The sequence below is a fragment of the Xanthomonas sp. NCPPB 1132 genome (assembly GCF_056629235.1).
In genome coordinates this window covers 212,310-233,254 of record NZ_CM152819.1, presented here as the reverse complement: position 1 = coordinate 233,254, position 20,945 = coordinate 212,310, and the positions used below count along the sequence as shown (strand labels likewise).

11 protein-coding genes are annotated in these 20,945 nt (G+C 68.6%); 5 read left to right on the top strand and 6 right to left on the bottom strand.

Translation table 11 applies throughout. The annotated features are described in order from the left end of the window. The 3 genes from acs (at nt 1) to mntP (ending at nt 3,972) form a co-directional block, all read left to right on the top strand. A complete protein-coding gene (gene acs, locus AC1G9L_RS00985; RefSeq protein ID WP_019798980.1) occupies nt 1-1,944 on the top strand; it encodes an acetate--CoA ligase in 1,944 nt (647 codons plus the stop codon). A gap of 139 nt (nt 1,945-2,083) precedes the next feature. Then, on the top strand, nt 2,084-2,749 hold the full coding sequence (locus tag AC1G9L_RS00980) for a response regulator transcription factor (RefSeq protein ID WP_010342764.1): 666 nt from the start codon (nt 2,084-2,086) through the stop codon (nt 2,747-2,749). Nucleotides 2,750-3,396: 647 nt separating this feature from the next. Next, nucleotides 3,397-3,972, top strand: coding sequence for a manganese efflux pump MntP (gene mntP / locus AC1G9L_RS00975; protein ID WP_010342765.1), 576 nt, complete (start codon nt 3,397-3,399; stop codon nt 3,970-3,972). Nucleotides 3,973-4,058: 86 nt separating this feature from the next. Here mntP and AC1G9L_RS00970 read toward each other — a convergent pair whose 3' ends face one another. From AC1G9L_RS00970 to AC1G9L_RS00955, 4 genes are all read right to left on the bottom strand, one after another. Continuing rightward, entirely contained in the window at nt 4,059-4,646 is a 588-nt protein-coding gene (locus tag AC1G9L_RS00970) for a 2OG-Fe(II) oxygenase (protein ID WP_019798979.1), read from the bottom strand. 98 nt (nt 4,647-4,744) lie between these two features. Next, nucleotides 4,745-7,456 carry a TonB-dependent receptor domain-containing protein gene (locus AC1G9L_RS00965; protein ID WP_019798978.1) on the bottom strand — a complete coding sequence of 904 codons (2,712 nt, stop codon included), beginning with the start codon at nt 7,454-7,456 and terminating at the stop codon, nt 4,745-4,747. Nucleotides 7,457-7,781: 325 nt separating this feature from the next. Next, nucleotides 7,782-9,638, bottom strand: coding sequence for a sulfotransferase (locus AC1G9L_RS00960; RefSeq protein WP_481070023.1), 1,857 nt, complete (start codon nt 9,636-9,638; stop codon nt 7,782-7,784). 120 nt (nt 9,639-9,758) lie between these two features. Further along, nucleotides 9,759-13,190: a hybrid sensor histidine kinase/response regulator gene (locus AC1G9L_RS00955; protein ID WP_481070021.1), complete on the bottom strand. Its 3,432-nt coding sequence runs from the start codon at nt 13,188-13,190 to the stop codon at nt 9,759-9,761. 859 nt (nt 13,191-14,049) lie between these two features. Between AC1G9L_RS00955 and AC1G9L_RS00950 the strand changes: the two genes are divergently transcribed. Beyond that, the gene (locus AC1G9L_RS00950) at nt 14,050-16,476 is read left to right on the top strand and encodes an AAA family ATPase (protein ID WP_481070020.1); all 2,427 of its coding nucleotides are present in this window, start codon (nt 14,050-14,052) and stop codon (nt 16,474-16,476) included. 267 nt (nt 16,477-16,743) lie between these two features. Continuing rightward, entirely contained in the window at nt 16,744-17,238 is a 495-nt protein-coding gene (locus tag AC1G9L_RS00945; protein WP_019799120.1) for a gluconokinase, GntK/IdnK-type, read from the top strand. A gap of 240 nt (nt 17,239-17,478) precedes the next feature. On the opposite strand, the gene AC1G9L_RS00940 is transcribed toward AC1G9L_RS00945, so the two are convergent. Together AC1G9L_RS00940 and AC1G9L_RS00935 are read right to left on the bottom strand one after the other, a co-directional pair. Then, a complete protein-coding gene (locus AC1G9L_RS00940; RefSeq protein WP_481070019.1) occupies nt 17,479-18,093 on the bottom strand; it encodes a DNA-3-methyladenine glycosylase in 615 nt (204 codons plus the stop codon). A 322-nt stretch (nt 18,094-18,415) separates the two neighbouring features. After that, nucleotides 18,416-20,563: a S46 family peptidase gene (locus AC1G9L_RS00935; RefSeq protein WP_481070017.1), complete on the bottom strand. Its 2,148-nt coding sequence runs from the start codon at nt 20,561-20,563 to the stop codon at nt 18,416-18,418. Between the last annotated feature and the right edge of the window lie 382 nt (nt 20,564-20,945).

Genomic DNA, 20,945 nt, shown 5'->3' with positions numbered 1-20,945 from the left:
ATGGCCGATCTCTACCCCGTCGATCCGCAGTTCGCCGCCCGTGCGCGGGTCGACAAGACCCAGTACCAGACCCAGTACAAGGCATCGGTGGAACAGCCGGAAGCGTTCTGGGGCAAGGTGGCCGAGCGCCTGGACTGGTTCAAGAAGCCGACCCGGATCAAGGACGTCAGCTTCGCCCTGGACGACTTCCGCATCCGCTGGTTCGACGACGGCGAACTCAACGCCAGCGTCAACTGCCTGGACCGGCAACTGGCCACCCGCGGCGACAAGACCGCGCTGCTGTTCGAGCCGGACAGCCCGGACGCGCCGTCCTACCGCGTCACCTATCGCGAGCTGTACGAACGCGTGTGCCGGCTCGGCAACGCGCTGCGCGCGCTGGGCGTGCGCAAGGGCGACCGCGTCACCATCTACCTGCCGATGATCCCCGATGCCGCGGTGGCGATGCTGGCCTGCGCGCGCATCGGCGCGACCCACTCGGTGGTGTTCGGCGGCTTTGCGCCCAACTCGATCGCCGACCGGGTGATCGACTGCGGCAGCAAGCTGATCATCACCGCCGACGAAGGCCTGCGCGGCGGCAAGAAGATCCCGCTCAAGGCCAACGTGGACGCGGCGCTGAAGCTGCCCGGCACCACCAGCGTGGAGACCGTGCTGGTGGTGCGCCACACCGGCGGCGCGGTGGACATGCAGGCCCCGCGCGACCGCTGGTTCCACGACGTGGTCGACAGCCAGCCGGCCGAATGCGAGCCCGAGCGCATGAATGCCGAGGATCCGCTGTTCATCCTCTACACCTCCGGTTCCACCGGCAAGCCCAAGGGCGTGCTGCACACCACCGCAGGCTACCTGCTGTACGCCGCCTACACCCACGAGACCGTGTTCGACCTGCGCGAGGACGACATCTACTGGTGCACCGCCGACGTCGGCTGGGTCACCGGCCACAGCTACATCGTCTACGGGCCGCTGGCCAACGGCGCCACCGCGCTGATGTTCGAGGGCGTGCCCAACTACCCGAGCGTGTCGCGCTTCTGGGAGGTCATCGACAAGCACCAGGTGACGATCTTCTACACCGCCCCGACCGCGATCCGCGCGTTGATGCGCGAGGGCGAGGCGCCGGTGAAGCAGACCTCGCGCAAGAGCCTGCGCCTGCTCGGCAGCGTTGGCGAGCCGATCAATCCCGAAGCCTGGCGCTGGTACTACGACGTGGTCGGCGACGGCCGCTGCCCGATCGTGGACACCTGGTGGCAGACCGAGACCGGCGGCATCCTGATCACCCCGCTGGCCGGCGCCATCGACCTCAAGCCCGGCTCGGCGACGCTGCCGTTCTTCGGCGTGCAGCCGGCCCTGGTCAGCGCCGACGGCGAGATCCTGGAAGGCGCCACCGAGGGCAACCTGGTGCTGCGCGATTCCTGGCCGGGACAGATGCGCACCGTGTACGGCGACCACCAGCGCTTCATCGACACCTATTTCCGCACCTACCCGGGCAGCTACTTCACCGGCGACGGCTGCCGCCGCGATGCCGACGGCTACTACTGGATCACCGGCCGCGTCGACGACGTCATCAACGTCTCCGGCCACCGCATCGGCACCGCCGAGGTGGAGAGCGCGCTGGTCGCCCACCCCAAGGTGGCCGAGGCCGCGGTGGTCGGCTTCCCGCACGACATCAAGGGCCAGGGCATCTACGCCTACGTGACCCTGGTCGCCGAGGAGCAGCCGAGCGAGGCCCTGCACAAGGAACTGGTGGCCTGGGTGCGCAAGGAGATCGGCCCGATCGCCGCCCCCGACCACCTGCAGTGGGCGCCGGGCCTGCCCAAGACCCGCTCGGGCAAGATCATGCGCCGCATCCTGCGCAAGATCGCCGAGAACGCCCCCGACCAACTCGGCGACACCTCGACCCTGGCCGATCCATCGGTGGTGGATTCGTTGGTGAACGAACGGCTGGCGCGCTGACGCGCGCCGGGATTCGGGAGTCGGGATTGGGGATTCGTCAAAGCGGTCCCCGGTCCGTGTCCGATCTCCTGGCGACGTCAGGCTCCGCTGTTGCTGTTGCTCTACGAATCCCCAATCCCAAATCCCGAATCCCCGCCCCATGCCCACCCTGCTGATCGCTGACGACCATCCCCTGTTCCGCGAGGCGCTGCGTGGGGCGGTGCAGCGGGTGATGCCGGGGGTGCAGTTGTACGAGGCCGACAGCGTCGAGGCGCTGTACGCGCTGGCCGATCGCCACGCCGATGCCGATCTGCTGCTGATGGATCTCAATATGCCCGGCGCGCAGGGCTTCAGCGCGCTGGTGCACATGCGTGCGCTGCATCCGCAGTTACCGGTGGTGGTGGTGTCCGCGCGCGAGGAGCCGACGGTGATGCGGCGCGCGCTGGACCACGGCGCGTTCGGCTTCATTCCCAAGTCGGCCGACTCGGACACCATCGGCCTGGCCCTGGGCACGGTGCTGGACGGCGAGCACTGGGCGCCGCCGGAAGCGCATAACGTGCCACCCACCGACCGCGCCGAGCGCGAGGTCGGGCAGCGCCTGCGCGAACTGACCCCGCAGCAGTTCCGGGTGCTGCAGATGCTCGGCGCCGGCAGCCTCAACAAGCAGATCGCCTACGACCTGGGCGTGTCCGAGGCCACGATCAAGGCGCACGTCACCGCGATCCTGCGCAAGCTCGGCGTCACCAACCGCACCCAGGCGGTATTGCTGGCCGGCAAGCTGGCCATCGACAGCGACGCCATCGTGCTGCCGCCGGAAGAGGACTGACCCGCGGCGACGCCTGGCGAAGGCGCGAGCGAGACGTGCGCGTCCTGCATCAGCAGGGATGTCATCGCGATGCCGCCGGGCCGTTGTCCGTGCATACACGACGCGCTGGCTACCTCGTTGTGGGAGGGACTTCAGTCCCGACGCGCTGAACACTGAGCGCCATTCGCTGCCTTGGGCACTGCGGAAGCCACCCCACGCAGCGGCGATGCATTGGCAGCTGCATGCGCGAACAGCGGACAGGTCCGTGGCGCCGTCCTGAAGGAGCGCGCACATTCGCCCACTCGCGCGCTTCGGCTGAGTGCACCACGGAAGCCACACGAGTGCAGAGGTGAGCATCCTCGACCTATCCCGTGCACACCTGCCGTACCGCCGCAGAGCCATCGTCGATATAGTAGCAGCTATCAAGATAAGCTGCAGGTTCGCGTGCGTTCCAGGGATGTTCGCCGCAGTTGGCCGCTGTTAGACTGCGCGTCCCCTTGGGGAGTAGCCTGCTGTCCGACCTGCGCGGACAGCGCCCGTATCAACAGACTCGGCCGATGCGCCGTGGTACGGGCAGCCAGTTCGGTTGGCGAGACCAGCGGCGAGTGCGCAAGGCGAAGGCCGGGCGCGCGCGCTCGTCGTTGTCGCCTGTCCCGGTACGGTCCCCCATGTCGTTTCTTTCGATCCTCCTGCTCGGCATCGCCATGTCGACCGACGCCTTCGCCGCCGCGGTCGGCAAGGGCGCGGCGATGCAACGCCCGCGCTGGGCCGACGCGCTGCGCGCCGGCCTGATCTTCGGCTGTATCGAGGCGCTGACCCCGGCGCTGGGCTGGGTGCTCGGCCAGGCCGCCTCCAAGTACGTGGTCGCCTTCGACCACTGGATCGCCTTCGGCCTGCTCGGCGCGCTGGGCGTGCACATGATCGTCGCCGGCCTCAAGCCGGAGTCCGACACGCCCGAGGAGGCCGCGCCCAAACGCCACGGCTTCTGGAACCTGGCCGCCACCGGCTTGGCCACCAGCATCGACGCGATGGCGGTCGGCGTCGGCCTGGCCTTCCTCGACGTGAACATCGTCGAGGTCGCGGCGATCATCGGCCTGTGCACGCTGACCATGGTCACCCTGGGCATCATGCTCGGCCGCGCGCTCGGTGCGCTCGCCGGCAAGCGCGCGGAGATCGTCGGCGGCGCGCTGCTGATCGCGATCGGCTGCACCATCCTGTTCGAGCATCTGCATGGTGCAGGTTGATCGACGGGGCGCTGATACGGCCGGGATTGGGGATTGGGGATGTGCGGCGATGATGCGCGCCCATCCCACCAGCGCGGCGCCCTGGGTCAGGCCGGCTTGGCGGTGAATTCGAGATAGGTGGACAGGATGTACTTGTCGCCGCTGCGCGGCGGCAGGCCCGCGTGCAGGAACATCCAGTACGGCGGGAACACCAGCAGGCGGCCGGCGCGCGGCGCGACCTCCAGATCCAGGTCGAGGAAGCGGGTGTGCCCGCCCTCGGCCACGTCGTTGAGATACCACAGGAATACGAGGTAACGGCCGGTCTCCGCGTCGCAGGCATCGAAGTGCGGCTGGAAGCGTTCGCCGGCATCGGCGCGATAGCGCTTGATCCGCAGGTCGGCCAGGCGTGGGCGCCACGGCACCTCGGCGGTCAGGCCGAGATCGGCGTTGTAGCGGGCCAGCGTCGCACGCACCTGTTCGATGAAAAAACCCTGGAACGCCGGATCGGCGAGCCGGGTGACGTTGAGTTCGGTCCAGGCGCTGTCGTCCAGCCCCGCACGTTCGCCAGCACCGTTGCGGCTGTGCTGGGCGGCGGTCTGCTCGAACTGCGCGATGAGCTGTGCGCAGAAGCCAGGATCCAGTGCCGCGTCGTAAACGCGGACGTAGTGGCGCAGGTCGGTCTGGTTCGTGCGCATCGGCATGCTGCCCCCTCAAGCAGAACGGCGCGCCCGCAAGGACGCGCCGTATCGTACGCTCCGACGCCGCCCACACAGGCGGGCGGCGCCGGCTCCACTCAGAAGCGGTAGGTAGCCCGCATCCAGTAGTAGCGGCCGAGCGTGTCGTAGGTGCTCACGTCGGTGTTCGCGTTCAACACGTTGTTCTGGTACATGACCGGCGGCTGCTTGTTGGTCAGGTTGTCCACGCCCAGGTCCAGGCGCAGGTTGGCCCCGGCCATGTCGTAGCCAACCTGCAGGTTGTGGTACATGTAGCTGCCGTAGTCCAGCACCACGCCCTTGATCGCCGCATCGGCGGACATGTTCTGGCTCAGGTCGCCACTGCCGACCTGCACCTTGCCGATCCAGCGGGTGGTCCAGCTCGCATCCCAGTTGCCCAGCTTCCAGCCGACCAGGGCGTGCGCGCGCCAGTGCGTGTAGTTGCCGTAGGACGAATTGTAGCGGCCGGCCATATGCACCACCGTGTCCCCGGTGTCGATGTCGTAGCGGTGCAGGTAGGTGCTGTCCACGGCCACGGTGAACTTGCCGAACGCGGTCTCCGGCAGCGCGTAGTTGGCGCCGAGGTCGATGCCCTGGGTGTTGAGCTTGCCGATGTTCACCACCGGCGTCTGGATGTAGTTGATGTTGCCGGCGCTGACGGTGCCCGCGGCATAGCGGTGGATGTAGCTGCAGTACGGGCTGTTGTCGTCGTTGTAGCAGAGATTGGCCACGGTCTGCGCGGAGATCGACTGGATCAGGTCGTTGAGCTTGACCTTCCACCAGTCGAGGTTGACCGACAGGCCCGGCACGTACTCGGGGCTGTAGACCAGGCCGTAGTCGAAGGAGGTGCCCTTCTCCGGCTTGAGCTGGTAGCCGACATAGCTGGATCCGGACACGATGCCGTTGGTCTGCGACAGGCCCGAACCGCTCCAGCCCGCCGGCACGCCGGCGCAGGCAGTGGCGTGGCCGCTGCCGCTGTAGCCGATGCACGGGTCGACGAAGTTCGGCGAGTCGGCGGTCGGGCCCTGGTAGATGTCGGTGATGGTCGGCGCGCGGAAGACCTGCGCCGCGGTACCACGCAGCAGCAGATCATGGATCGGCCGCCACTCCACCTGGAAGGAGGCGCTATTGTTGCTCGAACGCACGTTGCTGTAGTCGGAGAAGCGGTCGCTGAGAGTCAGGTTGAGCGCGCCGATCGGCGACGACTGTTCCAGTACCGGCATGAATAGCTGCGCATAGGCTTCCTTCACGTCGAAACTGCCGCTGAGCGGCGAGCCACACGCTTCCGAGGAAATACCGCAGGTCAGGCCGCTGTTGATCAGTGCGTTGCTGGACACTGTCGAGCCAAGGCTTTCCTTGCGATACAGCGCACCGACTGCCAGCTGCGCGGCGCCGGCCGGCATTTCCCACAGGCTGCCGTTGGCGCTGGCTTCCCACTGGCGCATGATCGTGGTGGTTTCCTGGCGCGGAATCGATTCGTTGCTCTTCAGCCAGGCGATGGTGTTGGCGTTGTTCTGGTCGAAGATGTTGACCTGCCCGCTGTCGATCGCGGTCTGCAGCGCGGCGTAGTCGACGTAGCCGTGGCTCCAGTTGCGCTGGCGGTAGTGGCCGTAGTTGAAGTTGGTGTCCCACACCCAGCTGGTGTCGCCGATGCCGCCCTTCAGGCCGATCACGTCCTGGTCGGTGGCGGTGTCGTAGAAGCCTTCGCGCTGGCCCAGGGTGGTGAAGCGCGAACGGAACTCGTAGCCGTTGGGGCCGAACTCCACGCCGAACGGGTTGTACGGGTTGTTGGCGGCGATGGTGATGCCGTCGTTCTGCGCGTCGAACGGCAGCGGCGCGATCGCGAAGTTCGACATGGTGTGGTTGTGGTAGGCGTTGACGTACGCCTGCATCGAGTCGGTGATGTTGAAGCTGCCGAGCACGAAGCCGCCGACGCGCTGCTGCGGGGTCAGCAGCAGGTTCTCCGCCTGGTAGTTGTAGGCGTCGGCCGAGGAGCTGTAGCACTTGTAGCCGCCGCTGCCGTTGCTGGTCAGCGCGCCGTTGGCGCTGCAGCCGTTGGCCGCCAGGGTCGCCGCCGGCAGCTTGTAGTAGCCGCTGGGCGTGCGGCTGGAACCGCCCTTGTAGACGCTGCCGCTGGACAGGTACATCGCGTACTTGGAGAACGCGCGGTTGGCGCTGGAGACGTCCTTCTGCTTGTTGTAGTCCAGGCCGACCACGACGTTGCCGCGGTCCCAGGTCTTGCCGAAGGTGAAGCTGCCGCCCTGGCGCGCACCGTCGCCGCGGCTGGTCTGGCCGTAGTTGGCCGAGACTTCGCCGCCTTCGAAATTCTTGCGCAGGATGAAGTTGACCACGCCGCCGATCGCGTCGGAGCCGTACATCGCCGAGGCGCCGACCTTCAGCACTTCGACGTGGTCGATCATGTTGGCCGGGATCGAATTGACGTCGTTGTTCTGGATGCGGTGGCCGTCGATCAGGATCAGCGTGCGCTGGTCGCCGAGGCCGCGCAGGGAGATGGTCGAGGCGCCGTCGCCGCCGCCGTTGTTGACCTGCGGGTTGGTCGCAGCACCGGCGATGCCGGGCAGCGCCTGCAGCAGGTCGCCCAGGGTCTGCTTGCCGCTCTGCTGGATCTGCTGGCGATCGACCACGGCGACCGGGCTGGCGGTCTCCACATCCACACGGCGCACCAGCGAACCGGTGACGGTGAGCTTGTCCAGCGTCACCGGCGCGTCGCCGGACGCGGACGCCGCCGGGGTGGCGCTCTGCGCATAGAGCGTGGCGGGAAGCGTCGCCATGGCCAGGCAAACGGCGTGAGCGAGTCTGTTCTTTGCTACGGACATCGGGAAGACCTCATGTGATGTACGACAAGCGCCGGCGCTGCACGCAGGCGCGAACCATCCCGGGCGCCTCGACGGCGCGGCGGGCGAAATGGGTACCTCGGGCCGACGGTCCATTAAAGGACCGTCAGGCACTTGTTAGTTTTTTATAAGAAGGGTGTTGTTTCGGTGTGCCGGTGTGCGGCAGTCCCTGACAAAAACACCGCTTCAACCGCGGTACAGCGCGCGCGGCGTTTCGCCGTTCAACCGGCAGACGGAAACGGTTCAGACAAGAACGCGGAACTCAGTCGCCCTGGTAGTCCCAGCGTTGCAGGAACGGTTGCAGCACCGGCAGCACCGGCGCGAAGGCATCCCGGTAGGCGTGCCAGCGATCCAGGGCCTTGCGGTTGATGCCCTCCACCACCTGGGCGTAGCTGGGCGTGCTGATGAAGCCCTTGGCCCGTGCGTGCCGCTGGAACTCCAGCAGCCGCTCCGGTTGCTCCAGGTGCAGGAACTGCCCCAGGCGCGCCACCTGCGCCTGCGGATCGGCCACCAGGTCCTCGTAGCGCAGCTCCAGCGCGCGCGGCTGCAGCAAGCCGGCGTGGTAGAGCCAGAAGTCCATCGCATCGACATAGCCGCGCGCCAGCCGCGGCAGGCTGGCACACAGCAGGGCGAAGGCCGGCGAGCGGAACGCCTGCATGTAACAGCTCAGCAGCACGTCGCAGGGATGGCGCAGCGCCAGGATCACCGGCGCCTCCGGGAACAGGCGGCGGATCAGCGGCAGGCGCAGCAGGTTCAGCGGGTTCTTGTCGACCAGGCGCTGGCCCGGCTGCAACTGCACCACCCCGCGCACCGCCTGCCAGTACTCGGCGCGCAGCGCGTCACAGGCGGCATCGTCGAGCTCGCCCAGGCCGTCCGGCCAGGCCACGCCGCGCGCCTCCAGGCGGTCGGCAAGCCCCTGCAGGAACGGCCGCTCGTCCATCGCCACCAGCTGCGGGTGAGCGTCGAGCATCTGTTCCAGCAAGGTGGTGCCCGAGCGCGGGAAGCCGACCACGAAGATCGGCGAGTCCGCCATGGCCGGCGCGGTCACCGGCCGCGCCGCGGCATGGCGCACCGGATCCCAGCGCGCCTGCGCGACCGGCAATGGCGGTGCCTCCGCCGCCGCCAGTTCCGGCACCAGCGCGGCCAGGCCCTCGACCTGGCCGGCATGGCCCTGCGCGCAGGCATCCAGCGCCTCATCGTGACGGCCCAGGCGGTCGCAGACCCGCGCCAGGGCGAAGAACAGGTTGCTCTGCTTGCGCCGGTCGACGGCGCTGCCGTCGGCCAGCAGCCCGCGCAGCAGCGCGTGCGCCTGCTCCCAGCGGCCCTCGCGCATGGCCAGCACCGCCAGCGCATTGGCGGCGTCCTGGCGCACGTCGGGGTCGTCGATCCGTTCCAGCGGCGGCAGCTGCGCGGCCGCCTCGCGCGCCTGCGGCAGGCGGTTGGCGCGTTCGAGCACCAGCACCAGCCGCGACCAGGCGCGCGCCGGCTGCGCCATCGGCCCCTCGGCGCAGGCGCGTAGCAGAGCGCAGGCGGTGTCGGTCTCGCCGCCCTGCGACAGCAGCCAGGCCAGTTCCACGGTGGTCTCCGGATCCAGCGGTGGCCACTGCCGCCAGTCGGCGATCAGCGCCTGCACGCGCTGGAAGTCGCCGCATTCGTGGCAGGCCATCGCCGCGTGCACGCACAGCGGCGGCGCCTGCGGCGCCAGCGCATGCGCGTCGAGCAGGTGTTCGCGGGCCGCGGCGTAGTCGCCGGCGTCCATCGCCAGCAGGCCCAGGTTGTGGTGCGGCAGCGGATCGTCCGGCGCCAGCGCGCGGGCGCGCAGATAGGCCTCGCCCGCCGGGCCCGGTTCGCCGGCCTCACGCAGCGCGGTCCCCAGGTTGTTCCAATGCGCGACCTCGTGCGGCTCGCGCTCGGCCAGCCTGCGGTACACCGCGGCGGCCGGTGCAGGCTGGCCCTGCATCTGCAGGCTCATCGCCAGCAGGCTGCTGGCCAGGACATCGTCGGGGCGCTGCCGCAGATAGGCGCGGGCACCGTGTTCGAGCGTCTGCGCCTGCCCGGCCTCCAGCGCCGCCAGCAGGTCCGGGAGCGAGGGCATCGCGGAGGTGTCCAGGGAGGTCATGCGCAGGTAGATCGTGGGTGGTCCATCACCTTAGCCGCCCGCCCGCGCCGTGCGCCACGCCGGCTGCGCCGCGGCGTGCCACACGGAACATACATTGCCGTTACAAAACGAGCGAGGCCGCTAGATGGGATCGTGGTAGGCGGTGAGGAAGGCGCGCAGCGAGGCTGGCTTGACCGGCTTGGTCAGCAGCCGGTAGCCGCGCTCGCGCGCCTGCAGCTTCAGTTCGTCGCGGCCGTCGGCGGTGAGCAAGGCGCCGGCCACCGGCCCGGGCATCGCCGCACGCAGCGCATCCAGGGTCTCGAGGCCGTCGAGCCGGTCGTGCAGGTGGTAGTCGACCAGCATCACGTGCGGTACGCACGCGGCCTGCGCCAGCGCCGCGTCGACGGTGCTGGCGCAGATCACCTCCACCTGCCAGCGGCCGAGCAGCGCGCGCATGCCGTCGAGGATTTCCTGATCGTTGTCCACGCACAGCACGCGCAGCCCGGCCAGCGAGTCGGCCGCCGCCGCCGCGCGCGGCGCGCGTTGCTGCGCCTGTGCCGGCGGCGCCGCCCGTGGCAGGGTGATGGAGAACATGCTGCCGTGGCCGACGCGGCTGCGCGCATCCAGGTCGTGGCCGAGCAGGCGCGAGATGCGCTGGCAGATCGACAGGCCCAGGCCCAGCCCCTGCTCGCCCCAGTCGAACGGCTGCTGGTAGCGCTGGAACTCGTCGAAGATCTGCTGCATGTGGTGCGGCGGGATGCCGGGGCCGGTGTCCCAGACCTGCAGTTCCAGCGCCGCACCGCGCCGGCGCATGCCGAGCACGATGCGGCCCTGGCGGGTATAGCGCAGCGCGTTGGCGAGGAAGTTCTGCAGCACGCGGCGCAGCAGCCGGCGATCGCTGCGCACCCACAGCGCCCGCGCGTACACGTGCAGGCGCAGGCCGCGGCCGGCGGCGATCGGACTGTACTGCGCGGCCAGTTCGCGCAGCAGCAGGCCGGCGTCGATGTCCTCGATGGTCGGGCGCAGGCCGCCGGCATCCAGCCGCGACACATCGAGCAGGCCATCGAGCAGCTCCTCGGCCGCGCGCAGCGAGGCATCCACGCGCTCGGCCAGATGCCGCTGTTCCTCGTTCTGGTGCGCATCGCGCAAGGCCGAGGCGAACAGCCGCGCGGCGTTGAGCGGCTGCAGCACGTCGTGGCTGATCGCGGCCAGGAAGCGGGTCTTGGACTGCTGCGCCAGTTCTGCCTCGCGCGAGCGCTCGGCCACGCGCTGTTCCAGGGTCTCGTTGGCCTCGAGCAGGGCCTGCTCGGCGCGCTTGTAGTCGGTGATGTCGTTGTAGCTGGTGACGTAGCCGCCGCCCGGCAGCGGCTGGCCGCGCATCTCGATCACCTTGCCGTCGCTGCGGGTGCGTTCGAACACGTGCGGGGTGCCGGCACGCATGTGCGCGATGCGGCGGGCGATCTGGTCTTCCACTTGGCCGCCGCCCAGCTCGCCGCGCTCGGCGTTGTAGCGGATCAGGTCGGCGACCGGCCGGCCGACGTAGAGCATGCCGTCCGGATAGCCGAACATCTGCTGGTAGCGGCGGTTCCAGGCGGTCAGGCGCATCGCCGGATCGACCACGCTGACCCCGGCGCTGATGTTCTCCAGCGTGGTGGACAGGATCTCGCGGTTGAAGCGCAGCTCCTGCCCGGCCTCGTCGAGCACTGCCACCACCTCGCCCAAGTCCATGCCCGAGCCGCGTAGCAGGCTGGTCAGCACCAGGCGCGCGGAGGCCGCGCCGATCGAGGCGGCGAGCAGGCGTTCGGTGAACTGCACCCAGACCCGGTCGGCCACCGCGGTGGGCTGCGGCTCGCGGCCAAGCAATTGCGCCTGTTCGGCGAAGGCACGGCGGGCATGACGCTCCCCGACCATGCGCTCGGCCAGCGCCTGCAGGTCGACCACGCGTACCTGCCCAAGCCAGTCGCCGGCCACCGCCGGACGCTGCGAGTACGGCTCCAGGAACGGCGCCGCGCGCAGGCGCTCGTCCAGGCCCGGTCGCCAGCGCGCCGATACCAGCATCATCGTGCCGACGTTGACCAGCAGCGACCAGAACGTGCCGTGCGCCAGCGGGTCCCAGCCGCTCATGCCGAACAGCTGCTGCGGGCGCAGCCAGGAGATCCCGAACGGCCCGTCCAGCAGCCACGCCGGCGCCAGCCAGCCGGCCTGGGTCAGCGCCGGCAGCAGCAACGTGTAGATCCAGGTGGCGAAGCCCAGCACCATGCCGGTCTCCACACCCTTGCGGCTGGCGCCGCGCCAGTACAGCCCGCCGATCACGCCCGGCGCGAACTGCGCCACCGCGGCGAAGGCCATCAGGCCGTACGACGCCAGCGTCGTGTCGTTGCTGCTGCTGCGGTAATAGCCGTAGGCGATCAGCGCCAGCAGCAGGATCGCCAGGCGGCGGATCCACAGCACCTTCGAGGCCACGTCGGCGCCGGCGGCCTGGTGCCCGCGGCGGCGCAGCAGCACCGGCATCACCAGGTCGTTGCTGATCATCGTCGCCAGCGCAATGCTGGAGACGATGACCATGCCGGTGGCGGCGGAGAACCCACCCACGTAGGCGACCAGCGCCAAGGCGCTGCGGCTTTCGGCCAGCGGCAGCGCCAGCACGATGCTGTCGTCGGCCACGTCGCCGCCGCCGAACAGCGCGATGCCGGCGGCGGCGATCGGCACCACCATCGCCGAGATCAGCACCAGGTACAGGCCGAACAGCCAGCGCGCCTTGCGGATGTCGCCGACGTCACTGCACTCCACCACCGCCACATGGAACTGCCGCGGCAGGCACACCAGCGCCAGGAAGCTGAGCAGGGTCTGCGAGATGAAGCCCACCGGCGGGGTGTTCTGGAACAGCGTGCGCGTGGACTGCAGCACCTGGCCGCCGTCGCGTGCGGACAGCCATACGTAGGCGAACACGCCCACCGCCACCATCGCCAGCAGCTTCACCACCGACTCCAGCGCGATCGCCAGCATCATGCCGTGGTGGTGCTCGGTGGCATCGACCTGGCGGGTGCCGAACAGGGTGGCGAACAGCGCCATCCCCAGGGCCACGTACAGCGCCGGGTCGGCGTAGAACGGCGCACCGGCGCTGGACTGGCCGCTGAGCACCTGCAGGCTCATCGCCACCGCCTTGTACTGCAGCGCCAGGTACGGCACCACGCCGACCAGGGCGATCACCGCCACCAGCGCGGCCAGGCGCCGCGAGCGGCCGTAGCGCGAGGAGATGAAGTCGGCGATGGACACGGTGTTCTCGCTGCGCGCGATCAACGCCAGGCGCTCGACGATGCGCCAGCCGAACAGCAGCATCAGCAGCGGGCCCAGGTAGATCGGCAGGTAGCCGGCGCCGTTGCGCACGGCGCTGCCGACCGCGCCGTAAAAGGTCCACGACGAGCAGTACACGGCCAGCGCCAGGCTGTACACCGCCGGCCGCAGCCACGGCCGCTCCGGGTACAGCGGACGGCGGTCGCCCCACCACGCCACCGCGAACAGCAGCGCCGCATAGCCGACCGATACCAGCAGCAGGATCCAACTGGAAACCAAAGGCGAGCTCCCTCGACGATGCGTGCAGTCTAGAGGGTGGGATGCGTTTCGGCGTAGTCGGGAGTTCGGGGCTCGCTGCGTCTCGCTTGGGCTGCGCGTGCACCGGGCTGGTTGCTGCATACTGTTGCTGTTGCTTTATGGACCCCCGGGCGCGGCAGCCACCGCGAGGTGTGCTTGACCAGCCTGCGGCTGTGGTGCAGCGCTTCTTTTAGTTACTTTTCTTTGCACAAGCTAAAGAAGTGCTTCTCAGCAGCCGAAGGCTGATCAAAGTAACTAGCCCTCAGGCGAAAGTCGTTGCAACCACCATAGCCAGGGCAAAGGCAAAGCTTTCGCCTTGCGGCGAGTTACTTTTCTTTGCTTGTGCAAAGAAAAGTAACCAAAAGAAAGCACACCCTGCCTTGCGCCCTCCGCGCTGCGCGCTCCGGGTCCGCGTCCATCACGGGGATCCGCGGAAGGGGCATCCTGCCCCTGCCGCGGACGGCGTACATCCATGTACACCGCCCTTCGGGTTTTCCCCCGCGCTGGCCGCCGCTTCGGAAGGGAACCCGATAAGGCAAAGGCAACAACCAAAGCAACCGCAACCGCAACCGCAACCGCAACCGCAATAGCCATTATGGAACTGCAAGCCCCGCGTAGGAGCGGCTTCAGCCGCGACGAACGAAGCCGCGATGGTCTAAAGACCCGCCCTGCGCGTCGCGCCCTAGCTTTCTCCAAGATGCCTCCTCCCACGGCAGCAACCGCTTCACGCGCCTGCCTGCCGTGTCCAACGCGGGCAATATCCACCAGCAGACAGCAACCGCAGCCCCACCGGCGCTCAGGCTAAGATGCGCGCGGTGACCACCTGCGCCCGCCCCTGCTGATGTCCGGCATCCCGGCCGCCGTGCCGACGCCCCCACCGTCGCTGCAACAGCAGACGCAGCGCCTGCTCGCGCAGGTGCAGCAGGCGCAGTCGCGCCAGGCGCAGGCCGATGCGGATATCGAGCGGCATCTGCCGGCCGTGGAGCAGGCGGCGGCGGCAATCCGGCACCGCTTCGCTGCGCACGCCAGGATCGCGGCGCGGGCGGCGGTACGGCGCGAGCGTCGCCGCGCCTGGGGACCGGCGTTGCTGCTGCGGCCGCTGCTGCCGGATTGGCGCTGGCGCGCGGCCTTGATCGGCATGCTGGTGCTGGTGCTGCCGTGGACGAGCGCACACTGGCTGGGCGAGACGCGCAGCTTCCTCGTCTGGTGGCGCCAGGTCGGCCTGCACGGCGATGGCGGCCTGCTGCTGCAAAGCCTGCTGCCTTCGTTGCTGGCGTACGGTCTGCTGGTCGCCGCCGGTGCGCAGTTGCTGGCGTGGCACCACAGCCATGCCGAAAGGCGCGCGCTGCAGGCGTTCGCACGCCTGCCGCTGGCGCTGGTGCAGGTGGCCGATGCCGCGCAGCACGATCCAGGGTCGACCTATCCGGTGACCCGCGCGCCCTGGCCGCAGCGCGCCCTGCACGGGCGCTGGTCCATTTCCGCCACGCATGGCGATCTGTCCGGTGCGCGGCTGCTGGCCTTACACGACGGCAGCGAGGACCCGCGGCTGCAGGCGCTGATCGTGCTGCCCGATCCCAGCCATGCAGCGGCCCTGATCCTCCTCGACGCCGACCTGGCCATCGACGCTCCGCCGTCGCTGCAATCGCTGGCGCTGGCACTGGCCGAAGACGCCGCCGTCGATGTCGCGCCGATCGCCGCGCTGCACGATCACGTGCAGGCATGGGAGACCGCGCGCAGCCAGCAACGCGCGCTGCAGCAGCGGCTGCAGAGCCTGGATGCGGTGCAGCGGCACTGGGCCGACATCGCCCTGCCCGATGCCACGCTCGACCAGATCCTGAAACTGGTGGACCTGTTCATGTCCGGGCGCGCCCCGGCGCCGAAAGGCATGCTCCTGCACGGGCCGCCGGGCACCGGCAAGACCCTGATCGCGCGCAAGCTGGCGCGCCATGCCGGCTGTCATCTCGAGGCACTGGGCGTGGCCGACCTGAAGGCCGCGCACGTCGGCCATACCGGCCCCAAGGTGCAGGCGATCTGGCAACGCTGCCGCGAGCATGCACCGGCGATCCTGTTCATCGACGAATGCGAAAGCGTGTTCGCGCGCCGCGGCGGCACCGACAGCGACAGCTTCGGCGCCGAGTTGGTGCAGACCTTTCTCGCCGAATGGGACGGCTTCCACGCCGCGCATGGGCAGGTGCTGGTGATCGGCGCGACCAACCGCCCGGCACTGCTGGACGATGCGATCCTGTCGCGCTTCACCGCCAGCATCGCCATCGGCCTGCCCGACGCCGCGGCGCGCGCCCGCATCCTCGGCGCCGAACTGCGGCGTGCCGGTTTCGCGCTGGAGCCGGACACGCAGGTGATCGCCGACAGCAGCGGCCTCTCCGGCCGCGACCTGCACACGCTGGTCGCGCGGGTCGCGGCCGAGTGCGTCGACGGCGCACTGGACAACCCCACCCTGCTGGCGCAACTGCGCGCGCTGCGCGGCAAAGGCTCCACCGCCGTCGCCACGCTCGGCTGGGACGACATCGTGCTGCCGGCGGCCACGGTCGAGGAATTCGTCGGCCTGGGCAAGGAACTGCGCAATGCCGAGACCCTGGCCACGCTGGGCGTGCCGGTGCCGCGCGGCATCCTGATGGTCGGCCCGCCGGGCACCGGCAAGACCCAGGTGGCGCGGATCCTCGCCAGCCAGTCTGGCCTGGCCTTCATCGCCCTGAGCAGCGCCGACCTCAAGGCCGGCTATCTCGGCCAGTCCGGCCAGCGCGTGCAGGCCGCGTTCGAGCGCGCGCGGGCGCAGGCGCCGTGCATCGTGTTCGTCGACGAACTGGACATCGTCGCGCCGGCGCGCGGTGCCGACGGCGACGACACGTATACCCGCGAGATCGTCGGCCAGCTGCTGCAGGAACTGGACGGCGTCGCCAGCCATGCGGGCCAGGTATTCCTGCTGGCCGCCAGCAACCATGCCGCCGCGATCGACCCGGCGCTGCTGTCGCGGCTGGACCGGCAGATCGTCATCGCTCTGCCCGACCACGCGGCGCGGACCGCCATCGTCTCGCGCCTGCTGCGCGGCAAACCGCTGGATCTCGACGTCGACGCCGCGGCGGCCTGGATCGCCGATCGCAGCGAGGGCCACTCCGGTCGCGACCTGCAGACCTGGATCAGCCGCGCCATGCGCCGCGCTGTCCGCCGTGCTTTGCAGGACAGCGACGACGCCTCCGGCACGCGGCTGCAGTGGGACGACCTGGTCGAGACGGCGAACGCGACGACGTAGACACCGAGCCGGAAGAACCAAGCGCGCGCTGTGTAATCGGAAGAGCTGGCCGAAGCCCCTGTGGGAGGGGCTTCAGCCCCGACGCCAGAATCCACACAGAACCCAGTTGCCAGGGCGCACACCTCAACAGCAGCGCAAGACCCAGTTACAGAAGCGCTGACGTCCACACAACGCCCACGCTGGCATCATGCGGGCGACCCCACGGGACCGCAGCACGTGACCCACGCCCCCTCATCCCCGCCGCCGCGCGCCGAAGCCATCATCGTGATGGGCGTCTCCGGCAGCGGCAAGACCAGCGTCGCCCAGGCACTGGCGGCGCACTACGGACTCACCTTCCTGGACGCCGACGACTTCCACAGCGCCGCCGCCAAGGCGCAGATGGCGCACGGCATCCCGCTCAGCGACGCGCAGCGCGCACCGTGGGTCGCGGCCCTGGCGGAGCGCCTGCGCGCATCGGTCGATGCCGGGCAGAGCGTCGTGCTGGCCTTTTCCGGGCTGCGCAAGGCGCACCGGCAGCAGTTACGGGACACTGGGGTGCCGATGCGTTTCGTGTTCCTGCATGCGGCGGCGCATGTGATCGCCGAACGCCTGGCTGCGCGGCATGGTCACTTCATGCCGCCGGCGCTGCTGCAAAGCCAGCTCGATACGCTGGAACTGCCACTGGACGAGCCCGACGTGATCTCGGTGGACGTGGACGCACCGTTTGCCACGGTCGTGGCCGATGCCATCGCGCAACTGGATGCAAGCGCCGCGATCGCCTAGCGTTTGCCTTGTCGGCATACCCTCAGCCATGCGCCCGTTTGTGGCGATGGTGACTCAGCTTGCCCATCGTAGGAGCGGCTTCAGCCGCGACGAACGAAGCGAAGGTCCCTGAGGAAATGCGTTCGTCTCCGAGCCAAAGCGCCTTCCGTCACCAGCGCATTGCGGCCTTTCACTCGTGACGGCGGGCAAGGCACTGACCTTCTTGCAGCCTGTAGTGCGACGATGCCTACAAGCGCCACGCTACCCGCGGCGCTTCGCCCGACCCACCACAAAGCGCGACACGTTCGGCTCGTCGGGCACATGCCAGCGCCACGGCGCCTCCATCGCCTTGCTGATGCCAATTCGTGTGGTGACGACTGGCGCGACAGGCGGCGGCGTCCCGTCCTGCCCCAGCCAGAGGCGCGACCGCCGCGTCGTCAGGTCCAGCCCGTTATCCGTGCCCGTAACACCCAACGCCTTGGCCAGGCGCCCCGGCCCACGGGTGAGATCGGCTGCGCGCACCTCGCCGCGTGCCGACTGCATCGCCTCGATCCCGGCCACCGGCGCCAGGGCGCGGATCAGCACCGCATGGCCAGGCGCGCCACCGCATACCGCATTGAGCGCCCAATGCATGCCGTAGATGAAGTACACGTACAGATGCCCGGGCGGGCCGAACATCATTCGCGTGCGCGGCGTCATGCCGCGGAACGAGTGCGCCGCCGGATCCTCTACACCGCAGTAGGCCTCCACCTCGACAATGCGCCCGCAGCGACCGTCGGCGGTGACAAGCAGTTTGTTCAACAGCTCCGGCGCCACCATGCGCGCATCGCGCGCGTAGAACGCGCGTGGCAGTGGCGTAGCAGCTAGAGGTTCCATCGGATCAGTCTAAGCGCTGCATCGCAGTGGCGGAGTGAGCCGCGGCCGGCGCATTCGAGAGCAACAGCCGACACCCGTTACTTCAGTCTCCCGACCACAGCGCATGATGCTCATTGTGGGAGGGACTTCAGTCCCGACGCATGAACGTGTCCGGTATCGGGATCGTCTTTCTAATCTCCAACAGCACAATGCATCGAGGCGAGCGCTAAGGGCTCACTCTTCCGAAGCAACGGCGGACGATGCCGCCGCCGCACCAGGGCACAGGGCGTGCCCTATTTCGCTAGAGGCAATGCCAAGCGACATGCGTCCCAACCCGCCCCACTCACTCCTGCGGAACGTTCAACTCCTTCAGCAATTGCGGCGCCGGATATACCTTGGCCATCAGCCAGCGCAGGTAGCGCATGTCCACATGGATCGCGCGCTTGTAGCGCGGGTCGTACCACCAGCTGGCACTGACCGCCTCCCAGTTGCTGTCGAAGTTCAGCCCGATCAATTCACCGCGCGCATTGAGCACCGGCGAGCCGGAGTTGCCGCCCGTGGTGTCCAGATTGGTGAGGAAGTTCACCGGCTGCGTCTTCGACTGCGGATCGACCGTGCTGCCGAAATCGCCCTTGGCGATCGCCGCCAGCAACGGCTTGGGCGCATCGAACGGTTCCTTGCCGGTGTTCTTCTCGACGATGCCGGCCACCGTGGTGAGCGGCGCAAAGCTGACCGCATCGCGCGGCGCCAGCGGCTCCACACGACCATAGCTGATCCGCAGCGTGCTGTTGGCGTCCGGATACACGGCGCGGCCCTGCTGCTTGCGCCAGGCGAACAGCGCACGCATGTAGGCCGGGCGCAGCCGCAGCTGCTCGCCCTCGCGCGCCTTGCGCTCGTCGTCCAGCCGCAGTTGCGCCGGTACCAGCGTGGCGGCCAGCGCCAGCAACGGATCGGCCGCAGGCGTCTTGCCCTCGCGCGCGGCGGCAAAGCGCGACAGGCGCTCGGCCTCGGTACCCAGCGCGGTGCCGGCATAGGCCTTGTCCAACGCCGCCTGCAATTGCGCCGGTGTCCGTCCGAACGCAGCATCGAACTCAGGCACTCGCTGGGCGTCCGGCAACTGCTGGTAGCGGGTCAGCAGCGTCGTCAGCAGCGCCTTCTCCACGGCCGGCGAATAGCGACGCTGCACCTGCTTGAGCATGCCCTCGATCAGCGCCTGGTCGCGCTGCTGATAGCCGCTCTCGCGCCGATCGTCCGGCTTGGCCGCTTCCAGCCGCAGCCGTTCCAGTGTCAGCGCAGAACGCAGCGCCTGGGTCTGCGTGGCGATCAACCCCAGCAGCAGATCGCGCTCGCGCAGCGCAGAAGCCTGGCCGAGCAGCGTCTGCAACGCGGCGATGTCGCGCGCGTCGCTGCCATGTGTAGCCGCGAGCATGCCGCGCTCGTCCTCGGCGCGCAGCCGCACCGCATCGCTGCGCTGTAGCCCTTCCAGTTCGCCAGCGGCCCGCTTGCGGTTGTTCTTCAGCGACTGTAGCTGCGACGCGTAGCGCGTGCGCGCCTCCGCGTCGGTCTTGCCTGCCGCCTCGATCACCCCGATCAACTGGTCCAGCACCGCCACCCGCTGCGGCAGCGTCGCCTCCACCTGCTCGGCGAACTCGGCCGCCGTGCGGTGTCGATAGGTGATGCCGGGATAACCGGCCAGCATCGCGAAGTCACCTGCCTTCGGCCCGTCAGTGGCGATCTGCAGATGTGCCGGCGGCTGGTAGGGCACGTTGTCGGCGCTGTAGTCCGCCGGCTTGCCGTCCTTGCCAACGTAGGCGCGCAGCAAGGTGAAATCGCCGCTGTGCCGCGGCCACATGAAATTGTCGATCTCGTCGCCGTAATTGCCGATCGCCCGCGGCGGCGCATATACCAGGCGCACGTCACGCAGTTCCAGCTGGCGGATCCGATAGAAGTCCGTGCCGTAATACATATTGGCAACGCTGCAGCGCACCCCAGCTTCGCGCTCGCAGTCGGCGACGATGCGCTTGCTCGCCGCATCCACCGCATCGTAGTAAGCGCGCCCGGTCTTGCCCTTGGCCGGCCCCAGCACCTGATCGGTGACCTTGTCGAAACCCACCGTCACCAGCACCCGGAAATCCGGATTGGCTGCCCGCTCGTAGGCGCGATCCCGCGCGATGAACCCGTTCTCGATCAGGTTCTCCTTGGCCGAGGTGTTGTACTGGATCACCCCGTAGGCGACATGGTGATTGGTCAACAACAACCCGTCCCCGGACACGAATGCCCCGGTCCCGCCCCCAACCTTGACCACCGCACTCAACGGCGGCTGGGTCACCGCTGCCAGTGTCTGCGGATCGCCCTGGAAGCCTGCCTCACGCAGAGGCTTGGCCAGCTCCGGCATCTGCGACGGCATCCACATGCCTTCGTCGGCATGGGCGCTGGTAGTGAGGGCGAGGCTTAGAGTGAGTGCGGCGGTGAGACGGTTGGGCAGGGCCATACGACGAGCTAGGGCAAGGGATAGTCTCCGACGTTAGCGTGGGCAGGGTTGAGGGGCAACCAATGCGTACGCAACCCTGCATCAGCCTTGGAAATTTTTCAGCTATCAACGGTATGAATAAATAAGTGCGCTCCTCGCCGCCTTGCCGCGACATAACTTTGAATAAAACTTCTCGACCGCGCCCTGTCTAGCACCCTGCCCACCATTAGGAGCGCCGCCACATTTACAATCCACCATCTGTCTAGTTCTTTTCGCGCTGGCATGCTAGTGTTATGGAGTGGGAAGGGGATATCAGTAAGCATTGCGGCCCTTTAGCTGAGCCTATTGAGTAAAGGAGCAATATCAACTCCTAGCTTCTAGTTTCGTGGCCACTAAAGCTTAT